General features: G+C 42.7%; 13 protein-coding genes and 3 pseudogenes. 3 read left to right on the top strand and 13 right to left on the bottom strand.

All coding sequences use genetic code 11. The features are described from left to right. Window positions 1-16 precede the first annotated feature (16 nt). The 7 genes and pseudogenes from ACZ5ZC_RS06405 to ACZ5ZC_RS06375 form a co-directional block, all read right to left on the bottom strand. Complete coding sequence (locus tag ACZ5ZC_RS06405; protein ID WP_237311161.1) at window positions 17-853, bottom strand: nitrilase-related carbon-nitrogen hydrolase; 837 nt, start codon at window positions 851-853, stop codon at window positions 17-19. Between the two features lie 4 nt (window positions 854-857). After that, a complete protein-coding gene (locus ACZ5ZC_RS06400; RefSeq protein ID WP_046873659.1) occupies window positions 858-1,739 on the bottom strand; it encodes a glycine betaine ABC transporter substrate-binding protein in 882 nt (293 codons plus the stop codon). 35 nt (window positions 1,740-1,774) lie between these two features. Then, the gene (locus tag ACZ5ZC_RS06395) at window positions 1,775-2,509 is read right to left on the bottom strand and encodes an ABC transporter permease (protein WP_006742426.1); all 735 of its coding nucleotides are present in this window, start codon (window positions 2,507-2,509) and stop codon (window positions 1,775-1,777) included. Next, a complete protein-coding gene (locus ACZ5ZC_RS06390) occupies window positions 2,506-3,675 on the bottom strand; it encodes an ABC transporter ATP-binding protein (protein WP_054868206.1) in 1,170 nt (389 codons plus the stop codon). The genes ACZ5ZC_RS06395 and ACZ5ZC_RS06390 overlap by 4 nt, the downstream gene beginning before the upstream one ends. Window positions 3,676-3,702: 27 nt before the next feature. Beyond that, window positions 3,703-4,302: an ABC transporter permease gene (locus ACZ5ZC_RS06385; RefSeq protein ID WP_012842483.1), complete on the bottom strand. Its 600-nt coding sequence runs from the start codon at window positions 4,300-4,302 to the stop codon at window positions 3,703-3,705. Between the two features lie 290 nt (window positions 4,303-4,592). Next, the gene (locus ACZ5ZC_RS06380) at window positions 4,593-5,906 is read right to left on the bottom strand and encodes a methyl-accepting chemotaxis protein (protein ID WP_464931519.1); all 1,314 of its coding nucleotides are present in this window, start codon (window positions 5,904-5,906) and stop codon (window positions 4,593-4,595) included. A 550-nt stretch (window positions 5,907-6,456) separates the two neighbouring features. Next, window positions 6,457-6,978 (bottom strand): annotated as a pseudogene (locus ACZ5ZC_RS06375) (group II intron maturase-specific domain-containing protein); the annotation flags it as partial. Between ACZ5ZC_RS06375 and ACZ5ZC_RS06370 the strand changes: the two are divergent. Next, the gene (locus tag ACZ5ZC_RS06370; RefSeq protein ID WP_180767994.1) at window positions 6,964-7,122 is read left to right on the top strand and encodes a winged helix-turn-helix domain-containing protein; all 159 of its coding nucleotides are present in this window, start codon (window positions 6,964-6,966) and stop codon (window positions 7,120-7,122) included. The pseudogene ACZ5ZC_RS06375 and the gene ACZ5ZC_RS06370 overlap by 15 nt on opposite strands. Window positions 7,123-7,373: 251 nt before the next feature. Here ACZ5ZC_RS06370 and ACZ5ZC_RS06365 read toward each other — a convergent pair whose 3' ends face one another. From ACZ5ZC_RS06365 to ACZ5ZC_RS06345, 5 genes are all read right to left on the bottom strand, one after another. Next, a complete protein-coding gene (locus ACZ5ZC_RS06365; RefSeq protein WP_025607520.1) occupies window positions 7,374-8,375 on the bottom strand; it encodes a hypothetical protein in 1,002 nt (333 codons plus the stop codon). Window positions 8,376-8,717: 342 nt separating this feature from the next. Next, on the bottom strand, window positions 8,718-9,563 hold the full coding sequence (locus ACZ5ZC_RS06360) for a hypothetical protein (RefSeq protein WP_050936048.1): 846 nt from the start codon (window positions 9,561-9,563) through the stop codon (window positions 8,718-8,720). A gap of 122 nt (window positions 9,564-9,685) precedes the next feature. Next, window positions 9,686-10,177: a hypothetical protein gene (locus ACZ5ZC_RS06355; RefSeq protein WP_464931518.1), complete on the bottom strand. Its 492-nt coding sequence runs from the start codon at window positions 10,175-10,177 to the stop codon at window positions 9,686-9,688. A 142-nt stretch (window positions 10,178-10,319) separates the two neighbouring features. After that, entirely contained in the window at window positions 10,320-10,766 is a 447-nt protein-coding gene (locus tag ACZ5ZC_RS06350; protein WP_050935799.1) for a hypothetical protein, read from the bottom strand. A gap of 56 nt (window positions 10,767-10,822) precedes the next feature. Further along, complete coding sequence (locus ACZ5ZC_RS06345; RefSeq protein WP_464931517.1) at window positions 10,823-11,212, bottom strand: hypothetical protein; 390 nt, start codon at window positions 11,210-11,212, stop codon at window positions 10,823-10,825. Window positions 11,213-11,716: 504 nt separating this feature from the next. On the opposite strand from ACZ5ZC_RS06345, the pseudogene ACZ5ZC_RS06340 reads away from it, so the two are divergent. Both ACZ5ZC_RS06340 and ACZ5ZC_RS06335 read left to right on the top strand, forming a co-directional pair. Then, window positions 11,717-11,949 (top strand): annotated as a pseudogene (locus tag ACZ5ZC_RS06340) (MerR family transcriptional regulator); the annotation flags it as partial. A gap of 77 nt (window positions 11,950-12,026) precedes the next feature. After that, window positions 12,027-12,957 (top strand): annotated as a pseudogene (locus ACZ5ZC_RS06335) (IS1595 family transposase). Between the two features lie 5 nt (window positions 12,958-12,962). On the opposite strand, the gene ACZ5ZC_RS06330 reads toward ACZ5ZC_RS06335, so the two are convergent. Then, the gene (locus ACZ5ZC_RS06330; protein ID WP_464931516.1) at window positions 12,963-14,063 is read right to left on the bottom strand and encodes a hypothetical protein; all 1,101 of its coding nucleotides are present in this window, start codon (window positions 14,061-14,063) and stop codon (window positions 12,963-12,965) included. Between the last annotated feature and the right edge of the window lie 295 nt (window positions 14,064-14,358).

Below are 14,358 nucleotides of genomic sequence, written 5' to 3'. Positions count from 1 at the left end.
GTCTACTGCTCCAGTTTTAGCGTTTTGCCTTCGACAATAGTGTTGTGATCAATGGTGTATTGCTGTCTCGCATGGTAGGCAGCTCGAATCTGGCTTTATCAATATCGTCCAATGACAAGGTTGCAGTTATCAAGGTTTCACCGTCTTCTGCCTGCGCCAATAGCTCACCCGTTGCAGACAAAATACAGCTTCCTCCCCAAAACCACGCTTCGCCCTCTGGCCCGTAACGGTTGGCCATCAAAACTGGAGTTCCGTAGAGCACCGCATAAAATTTAACGTTAACTAACCAGTTGTCTTCATTGGAAAAATCTTTACTGACAATACTGCTGGCCGAATTGATCGGCGCGAGCAAGATTTCAGGCTTATCGAGTAGCGCGCAATGAACCAAAGGTGGATTCCATAAATCGGCACAAATTAAAACCGAGCCTCGCCAATTATCATCAAGAGAAACGCTGGTGGTTGCGTCTCCCGAATGAAACCACTTGCCCTCTTCAAGCCCACCATAGGTTGGTAAATTGATTTTGCGATGCACAGCAACCACCGTACCACCGAGCAACCAAGCCATCGCGTTGTAGTATTCTCCCGGAGCGGCCTGTTCCACAAAGCCGACAATCACGGACATGTGCGGTGCAAGTTGCGCCAGCTCTTTAAGCCGAGCATCATCACGCTTCATGGCAACTTCACGCACAGAAGATTGGAGCTGGTATCCGGTCAAGGAGAGTTCAGGAAACAGTAATAGCTGCGACCCCAAGGCCGCAGCTTGCTTTATGTAATCCTGATGAGTATTCAGATTGGCATTCACATCGCCTAACTGGGCGTTGATTTGGGCCACACTGACTTGCAGGATAGTCATGGTATTACCCCAAGTTATGCTCAGATAGGAACTGGCTTGCGACTTCTGAGATCGAACGTCGCTCCACATCAACTTGTTGATTCAAAGTCGACATCGTATCGCCATCGATCGCCGCAGAAAGCGCGTTCATTTGCTCGGCAAGCTCTGGGTTCGCATCTAGCGTTTCTTGGCGAACCACAGGAGTGATCGCGTAATCAGGGAAGAACTGTTTGTCATCCGTTAAAACGGTAAAACCAAATGCTTTGATACGACCATCTGTTGCAAATACGAGCGCAGCATCGACTTCTTTCCCTTTCAGCGCATCATAAGTTAACCCCGTATCCATGCGTTTCACTTGGTCTCGTGAAGCTTTGAATTTGTAGGTTTTCTGTAAAGGTCGGAAGCCATCTTTTCGTGCATAGAATTCCGCATTCAAAGCAATGGTCATTGGCGGGTCTTGGCGCATTTGCTCGGCGAAGTCGGATAAGGTTGAGATGCCACGTTGCTTCGCATCGTCACTGCGCATAGCGAGCGCGTAGGTGTTGTTCGCTTTTGAAGGGTTAAGCCAAACTAGACCTTTCTTCGCATCGAGTTCCTTAACGCGTTGATACACTTGCTCTGCTGGGAGCTTGTCTTTGACTTTGTTGTAAATGATCAGTGATGTGCCCGTGTATTCCCAATAAAGATCAATCTGGCCGTTTTCTTGCGCTTTACGCAAAACCGCACTGCCCATGCCCGAACGTTTATCAACGTCGTAGCCTTTTTTGGTTAAATATTGAGACGTGATTTCCGTTAAAAGCTGTTGTTCTGTAAAGTTTTTACCACCTACGACGATTTCCGCAGATGCGTGAAAACTTGAAAGCAGTACACCAACGGCCAGCAAGCGGCGAGTAATTTGCTTCAACATGTTTGACTCCTGTCTGTGTTCAATTTTTAGGATTGTTATTGTCTAGCTCTAATAGGGTTACAGCCTTTAGGTACAGTGACATAAGAAACGGCTCCTACCACACTGTCGATAGCGATAGCCAGCATCGCTGTAGGAATAGCGCCTGCCAGCATCATGATGGGTTCATCCAGATCAATACCGGTAAAAATGAGCTCCCCTAACCCACCGCCACCAATTAAGAAGGCCAGTGGAACGGTGCCCACGTTGACAGCTAACGCCGTGCGGATACCGGCAAAAATGACGAACAGCGCATTAGGAATTTCAACCTGAAACAACATTTGTAACTCGGTCATACCAATGCCTGACGCCGCTTCTTTTAAATGAGCGGGCACTTCTTTCAGTCCAATGTAGGTGTTTCTGACAATCGGCAACAACGAGGCAATCGTCAGCCCAAATACCGCAGGCACGGTGCCAATGCCAAGAAAGCTCATTGCCAGCGCGAGAATGGCTAAAGTAGGAATCGTGGTCCCCACATTCAAAACCTGCATCGCCGATTCTGCGACTTTCTGAAAACGAGGACGGCTGAGCAATACGCCGACGGGAATCGCGATTAGGATCGCCAATCCACCAGACAGCAGCACCAGTTCAATATGCTGAACCGTCAAATAAACAATGTCTTCTTGGTAGTAAAGAAAATCATCGATCGTACCCGCGCCTTGTAAATAAATACCCAACGCAAAGACACACGCCAATAAAACGAAATAGTAGGTTTGTTTAAGCTGATTGGTCACGATGCCTCCTTAGCCTGATGCAATTGCTGCGGCTGACTAGGAGAGGTATCGCGCTGATAAGTTGCACCGAGATAATGGGTAATGCCGCGCTGTGTGACTTCGCCCACTAAGCGGCCATTCTCGTCAACACACGGCATCCAAACAATGTCGTGCGTGAACATCTTCGATGCGACTTTACGCAGATCATCCGTGGTTCGGGCGATTGTTTTCAGGCCGACATAATGTTCGCCGCAGTACCCCTTCATATTGATTGCGGTAGCTTTTGGCACATAACCGATAGGTTGGTGTTGGTCATTCACTAATATCACGGCGTCGCGATACCCATACGCGTCAATTTTGGTTAGGGCGTCGGCAAGCGTATCGTTAGGTTTCACGTACGCAAAAGTGGTCTGCATGACGGATTCAGCCGTCACTAAGCGAAGACGTTTAAGTGCGCGATCATCTCCGACAAAGTTTTTCACGAAATCATCTTTCGGGTGTGCGAGCAAATCGTCAGGCGTATCGTACTGAACCAGGTGACCATCACGGAAAATCGCAATTCTATCGGCCATTTTGACCGCTTCATCAATGTCATGACTGACAAACATGATGGTCTTGTTGAGCTCTTGCTGCATTTTAAGGAACTCATCCTGGATTACTTCACGGTTGATCGGGTCAATCGCACCAAAAGGTTCATCCATCAGCATGACGGGAGGATCCGCCGCCAGCGCTCGGGCAACACCAATTCGTTGCTGCTGTCCGCCAGACAACTCATTTGGATAACGATTAAGGAAGACACTAGGATCAAGAGCCACCATCTCCAATAGCTCTTTTGCACGCGTCATGTATCTTGCTTTATCCCATCCTAATAACTTGGGAACCACCGCGATGTTTTCGCCGATCGTCATATTGGGAAATAAGCCAATTTGCTGAATAACATAGCCAATGTTGCGGCGCAGAGTGACCGTATCCATCCCAGAAGTATCTTCACCACCAAGGTAGATCTTGCCCGATGTCGCGGGAATAATTCGGTTGACCATTTTCAGCGTGGTGGTTTTGCCACAACCGGATGGGCCAAGTAACACACATATTTCACCACTGGGAACTTCCATCTCAATGTGATCTGCGGCAGTCACCGGGCCATTAGGCGTTTCAAAAATTTTGGTTAGCTTGTCAATTTTGATCATTTGAATGTCCCTATTATTTGTCCTTTATCAAGCAGCGGTTAGGCCCGGTGGCGTTAATCTTTTTTGTAGTCGAATCAATCCGTAATCCGCGATGATAGCCAGAAGGCTGACGGCGATGGCACCAACGATCAGTTGTCGAGGATCACTTTGCGATATGCCACGGCTGATAAACACGCCCAACCCTCCTGCTCCGATATACGCGGCGATCGCCATAACGCCAATATTCATTACTACTGCCGTTCTCACACCCGCCATAATCACCGGAATCGCCAACGGAATTTCCACCATTTTCAAACGCTGAAAAGGCGTCATCCCGATGCCGCGAGCTGCCTCTCGGAGTGACGGTTCTACGTTGTGAATGGCGGTATAAGTGTTGCGAATAATAGGCAGCTGAGAATAAAGCAGTACGGTAATCACGGCGGGCACGTAGCCAATCCCATGACCAATGGTCGATAAGAGAGGAATCATCAAACCAAACAGTGCGATTGAAGGAATGGTGATAATGATGGACGCTACGTAAAGCACCACTTTCGCAACGCGCTCATTTTGTGTGATAAGAATGCCGATAGGTACGCCAGTTAGGATGGCAAGCCCAACAGCCAGAGCGACCAAAGAGATGTGCTCCATGGTAAGCGTACCTAGCAGCGCTAAGTTATCTATGGTGAAATTTAGTAAGTCCAAGTAGGTCTCCCCCAACTGTGATTCGCAACCAAGTTAACAGGAGATTAAATTACGCTACTTTTTATTAACAGTGTTGTAAAATAGCGACACGTTAAGATAGAAATACGAAATATTAAGGAGGGAAATAATTAGCTTTCTCATCACCAAAAAAAGCGCTTTATTGGCGATGAGCAGCAGTAGTAAACAAGTTGATTATATCGGAACTGAAAACAGCCATTGATAGCATGAAGAACCCACTACAATGAGCGGTTAAATTGCTCCACAGCCTCTACGACACGGCTAGCGCCATCTTGTATTTCGTTCATCACGTTCCCCGCTTTTTCTGAAAGCTCTAGCGTATCTAGTGCTTCTTTTTGGCATTTGGCGATCAGTTGGACAGCATTATCGGTTCGCTCTAAGTTTTCAGTTACCATTGTGACAATTTCATCAGTGGTCGCATTGGTTCTTGTGGCAAGCTGTCTGACCTCGTCAGCAACAACGGCAAAGCCTCTACCATGCTCACCCGCGCGAGCTGCTTCTATCGCCGCATTTAACGCTAGTAAGTTAGTTTGGTCTGCAATACCACTGATGCTATTAACCAGTTCACTAATGCGTGATGAGTGCGCTTTGAGCTCGTCAATGGCCGTATTCGCTTGCTGCATCTGGTCAGACAGTGTTTGCACCTTTTCTAGCGTCGAACCTATCACTTGCTGACCTTGCAGTGTTTGTGTTCCGGTCTCTTGAGAAACTTCATTAGCCAATTGCGCAGCCTGAGCCATTTGCTGCTCTTGCATCACCTGCTGGGTGATGTCGGTCGCGAACTTGACTACCTTGTAGAGCTCTCCTCTATCGTTACGGATAGGGTTATAGGAGGCTTCTAACCATACCTCTTCACCGTAACGGTTAACTCGCTTAAATCGGTCTGAAGCAAACTGTCCTTTTGCCAAACGTTGCCAGAACTCGCGATAAGCTTCAGAACCAGCCTCTTCCTGATCGCAGAACATACGATGATGCTTTCCTTTAATTTGATCCAGTGTATAACCCATCGTACTAAGGAAATTATCATTGGCTTTTAATACATTACCATCTAACGTGAACTCAATAACCGCCATAGAACGGCTCAACGCATTCAGCATGTCCTCTTGCTCACGCGATGTTTTGATCGTTCGCGTAAGCTCAGAAGCAAACACAAAAAAGCTTTCAACTTCTTGATGTTCGTTCAAAACAGGCTGGATAACCGTTCGTAACCACGCTTCTTCGCCGTTGCCTTTAAGTACTTGCATCGCGCCATTCCAAAATACTTTGTCTTGAACGGCTCTCTTCATTCGATGAAAGTGCTCTGTATTACGCGAATTTGATGGAACCAACTCGGTAATCGGTTTCGCTAAAATATCCGCATCAGTGAAAAAGAGTTGTTGCTGAAGTTTTGTATTTGCAGAGGTAATGCAGCCTTTCTTATCCAGCGTTAAGCGAAGCATTTCTTCATCTAAACTGTGTTGGATTTGCTGCAAGCGTTGCAGATCCTGCTTGAATCGTTGGTTTTCTTGCTGAAGCGACTTATTAAAAAACATGACTTTCTCTCATTTGACTAATCTTCGAACTAGTCAACGGTTTATTATTTATATGCCCAATAGCCTGCAAAGATCCGATTTCGTTTGATCGTTCTTCAAACGCAATTCCTGTCTCCGAGCTGAGACACCTACATGACATAAGGCTATTTTTCTTTGTTATGACTTAAGCGCAGTATACTGAAATTTCTTCACCGCCCAAGTTATTTATATATTTATCAATATTAAGACAATTGGCAGCTATTATAGATCCGTATTAATGCGGATAGTTGTATGGAGAAAGGATGTATTTGGATCAAAAAAAGCCCTTTCCATAAAGGAAAGGGCTTTGACTTAGTTCCCAAAATTTTTGCCGTTTTACAGCAGTTCCACCGACTGTTGAGCGATTACCCACTCTTCATTGGTTGGGTTTCCATTAGTATCGCACCTACTAACAGGGATTTGTCGAGTAGACGACACTTATTACCAAGTGCCGCCCCTCTAAGAACCGTACGTGCAACTTTCACTGCATACGGCTCAAGCCTCCACTAAGGCATCATTGATACCCAGCAACTTATAACACAGTCGGGACAGGCTCTTTCCAAGAGTTACGAGCTAGCCTTTTAGATTTTCTCTTCACCAGATATTCTTGGTATTGAGGGTCAAAAGGGGTCGCAGCACTCCTAATTTTTACGTGTCTTTCGATAGGCACTTTCGCTATTTGGAACAGATTGAAGTGACAGTCCATGTTCATGATTTTCTGCCAACCGTGAAATTGCCACTGGCCTTTACGATTGAGAAAATACTTGTGCACAACCCAGTCTTTGGACTTGGTTGGATGACGTCTAACTGCCCAGTGCCATAACGCTTGGAATAGTTTGTGGCCGACATACCCGAATACTTGTTTAGCAACACAGTGGCGATAGTAATTCGCCCATCCCCTAAGTTTCGGATTTATCAACTTGATAAGATCGTTAACAGGGATGGTTGCGTGCTTTTTAATAAGTTCACGTAGATTTCTAAGGAATAACAGCGTATTGAATTTGCTCGGTTTAATGAGCAATTTCCCTTTGTACTTCCTGTGATTGAAACCCAGTGTCAGCGCCGAGAAATTTTGCGTGAACTCTACCGTAAGCAGTTAGAAGATAACGGACGAGTCAACTTATCCCAAATTGCCAGAGAAATGGGACTCTCTAGGCAAAGAGTGAGTGTGTTAGTGAAAGAGCTTCTGTTTATGTAAAAAGTGCATTTGTTCAGTTTATATATAACCTACCAAAAATGCACTTTTCTGAATGTACAAGCAACAAGCGCTTGTGCTGACCTATAGTCCGACCAATCAAGCTTAACCTCGCTAACTCGAAAGTGGACATTTGTGAGTTAGAACTTTGGGCTGACTCTGTGGTTTGATATTAGAAAAAGTATCTTAAAGAGTGATAAGATCAACCTCACCTTTATCAAATCAAAGCTGAAGTTAGCTCAAGAGCATCATATCTAGTTCAGAGTTACTTCGTCTTGTAATCGCAAATGGAACGGGTTCATCTCAGAAAGAATAAATTCTTCAAACCAAATATTTACACCATCAAGTAACTTTAACCCACTCTTGGCCGTATGTGCCGAAAGTAAGTCAAGCTCTTCAAGGTCGATCATCTCTTCAAGAGGCGAAGACCTTACTAAGTTGTGAATAGATCTATTTCGCTCTTTACGCCACGAATCCAGATCACGTTTAAGATTCTTGGGTAAAAACTCATTACATAGTTCTATGAGCTTTACAAAGCTCTTTGTCCCTGCCTTTCGCCCTTTCGAGTACAAAACCAACGATAAGCGGTCTGAAATGCAACTTTCTTCAAGAGCGATTGCTTCTAGATAAAATTCTTGGTTTATGGCCTCGTTGATACGCTCAACAATGTTCTTAGAACGCTCTTCTTTCTTGATGAGCGTTGAATAAGCAGAAAACTCTTCATCTGGGATATGTCTTGAGATGTGCAGATTCATCACTATAGACCTAAAGCTTGGCATAGAATCTAAGATCTCGGTGAATTGCTTCATAAAGGTATCAAGATATGTGTATGTATAGACGTTCTCACGCTTTAACCACCAAGAATAAAGTATATCCCTTTCGGTTCTTGGGATTTGAATAACTCCTTCTCCGATATGGGAAATATAATTGTGAATATTATGAAGAAAGAATGTGCAATGGAATAGAATCGTTTTCCCTTCTGGATACATTGCGTATGCTTCGGGTGTCATATCGTTAATATGAGTTTCAAATACTTTCTTTTGTTCTACATGCTCATCTTCAATGAATAAACACAGTGCATTAAGCAAATCTGTAGGGTTCTTTACATCAAAACCATCTAACCATAATGATTCGAACAGCCAAAAAGCAAAGCTATAACCATCAATGTAACCATCTTTGAAGAATGTGTAGTGTTTGCGACTTTCAAGTTGAGCTTGCTGCTCTTCCAATGAGATATTCACTAGGTTCTTGTTCATTTCACTTCCTGATAATACGCAGAGATATCAAAATCACACATTAGAAAATCTTAGACTAGATGAACACATTAGTTTAGTGAAGAACATCTAACCTAAGTAGAAGTGGGGCAGAAGTGTTTCAGTCAGACAAACCCGTTCATCACACACCCCATTCATATCCCGTTGGCACACCTATGGACAAAACCTTGTCAGTAGCTTTGCTAATTTAGTAACTAATGAATTATTTCTAGTATGGAATACCGCTTTTATAATTGGTACTGACGAAAGCGTACATACCATACTCCAAACCCAAAGCGTCGAACGTTTTGCGTTCACTAAAGTAACTTATTAACTGCTTTCCATTCACTTGAGAAACTCTTTTTCGAACTTGAGTGCCTCTGTACGGTCGCCTAGGTATCTTGGTACACTCTGTAGCGCCATAAAGCCACCTATTGGTTTGTCATGATGTCCAATAATAAGGCCACCATAACAATTGTGAGCATGGCATTCGCTTAGTAACATTGAATTATTAGTGACCAAAATATTGCTTGGTCTTATTAAAATCTCCACACCATTTCTAAGTAAGCGTCCACGGTTTATAACTACACGATTCGGTGGATAAAACTCGATTTCAAACAGGATTTTTTTGTGCGCTTCCCTAATGGTTAGTTTTTTACCTACTAACTGTATGTCCCACGGCGAAGTTGAGTATATTAATTGATTATTCTTGATATGAAGCACTGGAGAATTGAATTCATCAAAAACAACCAAATTTAGTAACAAATGCCCATCCGCTAGGATCAAACCAATAAGAGGCGTACCATCAACACTTACTGGTACCATAGCTGTACCATACCCCTTATCTCGACAAGTGAAACTATTACTACCAATTTCAACTGTGGCTTCAGTACCAGCAAAGTGTAAGTTGTAGGGCTTTGAATTACCCTCTCTCAAATTGTACGGAGATTTGTTAGCCGCACGCACAACTTCAATAGGAAGTAGCCCACCAGTTTTTTCTCGATGGTGCTGATCGCATAAAAGAGTAATTTCATCAGCTACATGACGCTTGACAACAGCCCACTCCTCCATATGTTCATATTCATATAGAGGCAAACCACAAATCACGCAGCCAAAACCACACCTTTGACGAACTTCCCGTTGAATTGGTAGTGGGATATTTCGACTATTACATTGCTCTATTTCACACATAGTTTTCCTTGATTATCGGCATACAGCTAACGCTTTGCTAAACGGATATGACGGCTAATATTTGTTATGATTTCATTCAAATAAATATAAGTATTTTTCCATATCATCCTCTGAAACATAAATCATTTTTCGATGAGTGCTTTCCAATCAATAAAATCACTCAAATTTACAATTTGACTATCATCGACAAAGCAACCCTTGAATGGAGAATCTTGCACAATCTCTGAAAAGATACGCTTAAATTGACCTAACACTTCCGCTGTGTTTGTACAGTTTTCAAATGAAATCACGTGGTATGCGCCATAACACTTATCTGGTGGTATCAGATCAAAATAGCGTCTAGGACCGCGTGGTCTTTCGGGGTTTGATTTAGAGATAATAAAGGTAAAACCACCTTTTCCCTTACCGACTCTAATCCAGCCAACAGCATTATTCTCTCGCCAGCTTCTCCCCATATCTTTAGCCAACTGATCTTTCATTCTGATTTGCATATTTTGATTAATTACACCACCAGTTTGAGCTTCTAACTCAGAAATCCTCTTAGCAAATGCATTTTCATATTTATCTTCAAACTGTTCCTTTGTTTCTTTATAAATTGGTAAGTAAAAGTACATTCTTCCCCCATGAGTTATAACGCTTTGCTAAGGTGTGAGCAACGCAATACCGAACCTTCCGCACATCACCTTAAACACTAAAATCAACGCATAGTGAAAATACCACGCGTTGCGAATCAATCTTAAGCAACGTGTTAGGCTACTAAGCTCCGATGCCAATCATTACTTTTGCACCGATAATCGAATTACCTGACAAACTATTATTCATTACACTTAGCGCCTCACCTTTGAGGAATACATTAATCCCAAATGGTCGCAAATCTAATTTAGTTATTTCAGCTGCATTCTTTGACTTACGCGCAACCTCTAACACAATTCCATCAGGAGTATTAACCGTAACCATTGAGTCTGTGGCACTAACAATTACTGCGTTGTGCAAAGATCTATTTTTTCTTACTAATGGTTGCCATTGCTCTCCTTTTGGATCTGAAGGAATATTAATCCATACTTCTAGTTGTTCATTTGAACCAATTAGGAAAGGAATAAACTCATTTACAGTGATTAGAGCGATTCCATCAATCAACTTATTTTTAGCAATTTCTAGCTCTTTAAACGGCTTAAATTGCAAAGGAAGTGAGTCTAGTTTCATTATGATCTCCCCCTTTTCGGTGAAACGTGAATATTTCTCTTAGGATTTTGAGAAAACTAATCATCTATATATTTCACAATTTCCTGTTGCTCTAATTCATCATCAGATAATGTTGGGGTTCGTAAGTTCCATGAAGCAATAGCACCTAATAAAACTGTAGCTATTTCATAAATTTCAATCGATATCTCTTGTTTCGTTAAAGATAACTGAATTACTTTTGCAAGAAGAAGAAATATAGACCCAGCTGTTGCACCAAGTGCAGCATTGAACCACACTGATTTATTTTCAAATTTCTTTTTAAGAATGCTAAATTCATACTTATCGAGTTCGTAAGGCTTAACTCCAAGATACTTAACTGGCTCGCCCTCAACTCCTCCCTTAACAAACAGAGGTTCATTACAAGTCACCTCTTCGCTGGGACTTTCTGACAAATTATCACTATTCATCAAAACTCCTTTTGTAGCCTAACGCTTTTTAGACTAAATCTTTCCGCCTTTGCTTTCGGTCTATCTTGCTACCATCATGTATGCAACTCAAGCAATATAAGCACATTATGTGAATGTTGGCCTTTCATGACGGAAAGTATCCGCCTGAAATTCTTACGCTGCACCATTAGGTTTAGTAAGACAAAAAGAGATGAACAACATGTGAACGAGTTTTTAATCTAAGTAGAAACGGGGCATAAATGAGCCAGCACAGATCTAGCTGGCTCGAAGATGGACAATAGTTTACCAGTGATTTTGCTAATTTAGCTATTCATATCATAAATAAATTCTCGTATTGAACACGGTCTACTAGCTACCGACTAATAACTCAAAATCATCCACAGTCCTCACCAACATCTCACTTCAGCCACGGTTGGTGAAAAATTCTAACAAGTCTACTTGACCTGTCTACTACCCTACAGTTCATACTATCCAAATACTAAGAACATTTGGGTCAAATCTCACATGTATTGCGTATTTCGGAATTGGGGCAAAGGCTGGTATATCTCGCACCACCTTGCTCTATTACGAGAAGCTAGGGCTGATTAACGGCCATCGCCTTGACAATGGGTACCGCTATTACAGCGAAAACGATTTGCAGCTACTGTTTTTGACTAAACAACTTCAAAGTGCAGGACTCTCACTGAAAGAGTGTGAACAATGCATGGACGCGAAGTTAAGTAGAAGCTCATTGGAAAACCTGATTACGCATAAGTTTCAGCTTGATCATTTCCGAGCCAAGCCTATACTCAGATCATTGGTTTGAGAGGTGTTTATGGCTAGAAATGAGATTCAGTTTCAAAAAGGTTTATCGTTGATCCGCTTCAACAACCTTTATGGAACGGAAACTCAGTGCTATGACAGACTTTTTTAATCTTAGGTGGGGTAATGGGTTTGTCTGCCCTAGCTGTGGCGGTAAAGAATACTGCAAGCTAAAGCGGCATTCGTTATATCAATGCAACACCTGCCACCAACAAACATCTCTTACCGCAGGGACTATTCTTGATAACACCAAGCTGCCACTGACTAAGTGGTTTCTCGCCATCCTCCTGCTGACTAAAGTTAAAAACGGCATATCAGCATTAGAGCTATCAAGGCTAATTGAGGTCTCATATAACACGGCATGGCGCATGAAGCATAAGCTCATGCAAGCGATGAAAGAGAGTGATGATAAAAGACAACTCGATGATGCATATTGGGGCGGTAAAACAAAGGGTAAGCGTGGCAGAGGATCTGTAAACAAAGTGCCTTTCATTGCTGCTGTCGCTCTGAATGAAGACTACAACCCTGTTTACATGCGAATGACTGTGGTTAAAGGCTTTCGTAAAGATGAAGTTGAGAAGTGGGCTAAGAAGCACTTAGTGCCGTCCACTCTCGCCATATCAGATGGACTTTCCTGCTTTGAAGCCCTGTCCAATGCGAACGTACACCATGATCGGGTTGTTAAAGATGGCGCACCTGATCTTGATGAAATTCAAGATAAATACTTCCATTGGGTTGATACGATGATCGGTAACGTCAAGAACTCATTGAGAGGAACTTACCATGCTATCAGTAAAAAGCATCTACCTCGATATCTCGGTGAGTTTTGCTTTCGATTTAACTACCGATTTAGACTCGAAGAAGTGCTAGATGAGCTTCTTGGCTCATCAATGACAACACCTCCTATGCCATATCGGTTACTAAAATTAGCAGAGTCGTATTAAGTGACTCATTTGAGCCACTGATATACCCATCCATCAGCGATTAAGGTCTGTTTGATTTTAGCTTTATCTTTGCGACTGGCACGGTTGTAGATTGATCGGATCTCTTGCTCAAAGCTATCTTCATTAAACCCACGTTTAATTGCTTTTTGATACCACTCATGCCCTTGAGCAACATCTCCCAAGATCATCTTACATGCGCCAATTAGAGTGCATGGGCGGTAGTCTTGTTTAGTAAGTTCATGAGCTTGAGTACCAAATTGGATCGCTTTATCAAACTTGTTTAGATCACGCTTTGCACCACCACTTGTGGTTAAGAGTGCCGATTTCAGGCTCTTGTTGCCATTTGCGAAATTGAATGGGAAGTTTTTATTAACCAGAGCGACCGCAATTTGGGGTTTCCCAGCCTTTCTGTAATCAGCAATAGCATTCACGAGATTCCAAGGTTTCTTCGTATCTTCCCATTTGCGCTTTGCTAGCTCAGCTCGATTCAGATAGTACAGCCCACTTACATATTGATTTTCAAAACCTTTATTGATTAACCATAAGTAATCGCTCTCAGAGATTGTTTGCCCTTTGGTCAATGGTTCGAGGATTTCTGCTGCTTTGGATCGTCTTAGTACCTTAACTACCTCTATCGATGGAAAATCAATGTAGTCCCTCTCATATTGAGCTTTTCGTTCCTTAAACATCTTTTCTGATGCTTCACGTCTCGCTTGCAGCTTTTGCTCTTGAATCTGGCGTTGTTCATTTCGTTGTTCTGCGGGAGTTTTGGTTCCGATAGAGACATGTTTTGAGAGCAGGGATTTAATCATTTCACAATCACCTGCGAACTCACCACTGTTAGTCGCTATCCTCTTTTTAGCTGAAAGTTTTAAAGGCATTAACTTCAAAGGTAATGAATATGGCGATTCAGGTTGGGAATCAATAAGCAATATCAAAGCCTCGGTGTACTCATTACCCATCAGTTTGGATATGTCATTAATCTCATTCATTAGGTACTCTTGGTCACTGGAAGCGGCAATGCTCTTTTCTATCAATTCTAACCAGCCATAATGGAGTGGGAACTGGGAGCGAGAGAACAAATTTTTTACTTTGCTGAGTGACATGTGAGTTAATTCCTTGAGTGAATGATGAATAGCCTTTGTTCATGTAAGTCATTATAAATGGGTAACAAAAAAGCGCAACGAAGTGATATTTCAACTTAGCTGAAAGTTATGCGTAATCAGGTTGGAAAATTGGCTAACGCAACTCAACCATGAAATTGATGAAAAATCCACGCCCGCGAGTTGCTACTGGCATTACTTGGATAACGCCCACAAAGATAGTTACACTTGGTAACAAGTGTCGTCTACTAAACAGAGGTGAGTTTGGCAAACAGGCTTAAGGCTTACACCAATTGGC

The sequence above is a fragment of the Vibrio sp. JCM 18905 genome, from assembly GCF_055393305.1.
Note: the sequence above shows the minus strand (reverse complement) of the source record. Positions and strands in the feature narration are given on the sequence as shown.

Bases quoted from the DNA above. Each gene is read 5' to 3' on its own strand.
- ACZ5ZC_RS06390 (WP_054868206.1), bottom strand. From the start codon at position 3,675: ATGATCAAAATTGACAAGCTAACCAAAATTTTTGAAACGCCTAATGGC.
- ACZ5ZC_RS06405 (WP_237311161.1), bottom strand. From the start codon at position 853: ATGACTATCCTGCAAGTCAGTGTGGCCCAAATCAACGCCCAGTTAGGC.
- ACZ5ZC_RS06400 (WP_046873659.1), bottom strand. From the start codon at position 1,739: ATGTTGAAGCAAATTACTCGCCGCTTGCTGGCCGTTGGTGTACTGCTT.
- ACZ5ZC_RS06385 (WP_012842483.1), bottom strand. From the start codon at position 4,302: ATGGAGCACATCTCTTTGGTCGCTCTGGCTGTTGGGCTTGCCATCCTA.
- ACZ5ZC_RS06330 (WP_464931516.1), bottom strand. From the start codon at position 14,063: ATGTCACTCAGCAAAGTAAAAAATTTGTTCTCTCGCTCCCAGTTCCCA.
- ACZ5ZC_RS06350 (WP_050935799.1), bottom strand. From the start codon at position 10,766: ATGAAACTAGACTCACTTCCTTTGCAATTTAAGCCGTTTAAAGAGCTA.
- ACZ5ZC_RS06345 (WP_464931517.1), bottom strand. From the start codon at position 11,212: ATGAATAGTGATAATTTGTCAGAAAGTCCCAGCGAAGAGGTGACTTGT.
- ACZ5ZC_RS06365 (WP_025607520.1), bottom strand. From the start codon at position 8,375: ATGAACAAGAACCTAGTGAATATCTCATTGGAAGAGCAGCAAGCTCAA.
- ACZ5ZC_RS06380 (WP_464931519.1), bottom strand. From the start codon at position 5,906: ATGTTTTTTAATAAGTCGCTTCAGCAAGAAAACCAACGATTCAAGCAG.
- ACZ5ZC_RS06360 (WP_050936048.1), bottom strand. From the start codon at position 9,563: ATGTGTGAAATAGAGCAATGTAATAGTCGAAATATCCCACTACCAATT.
- ACZ5ZC_RS06355 (WP_464931518.1), bottom strand. From the start codon at position 10,177: ATGTACTTTTACTTACCAATTTATAAAGAAACAAAGGAACAGTTTGAA.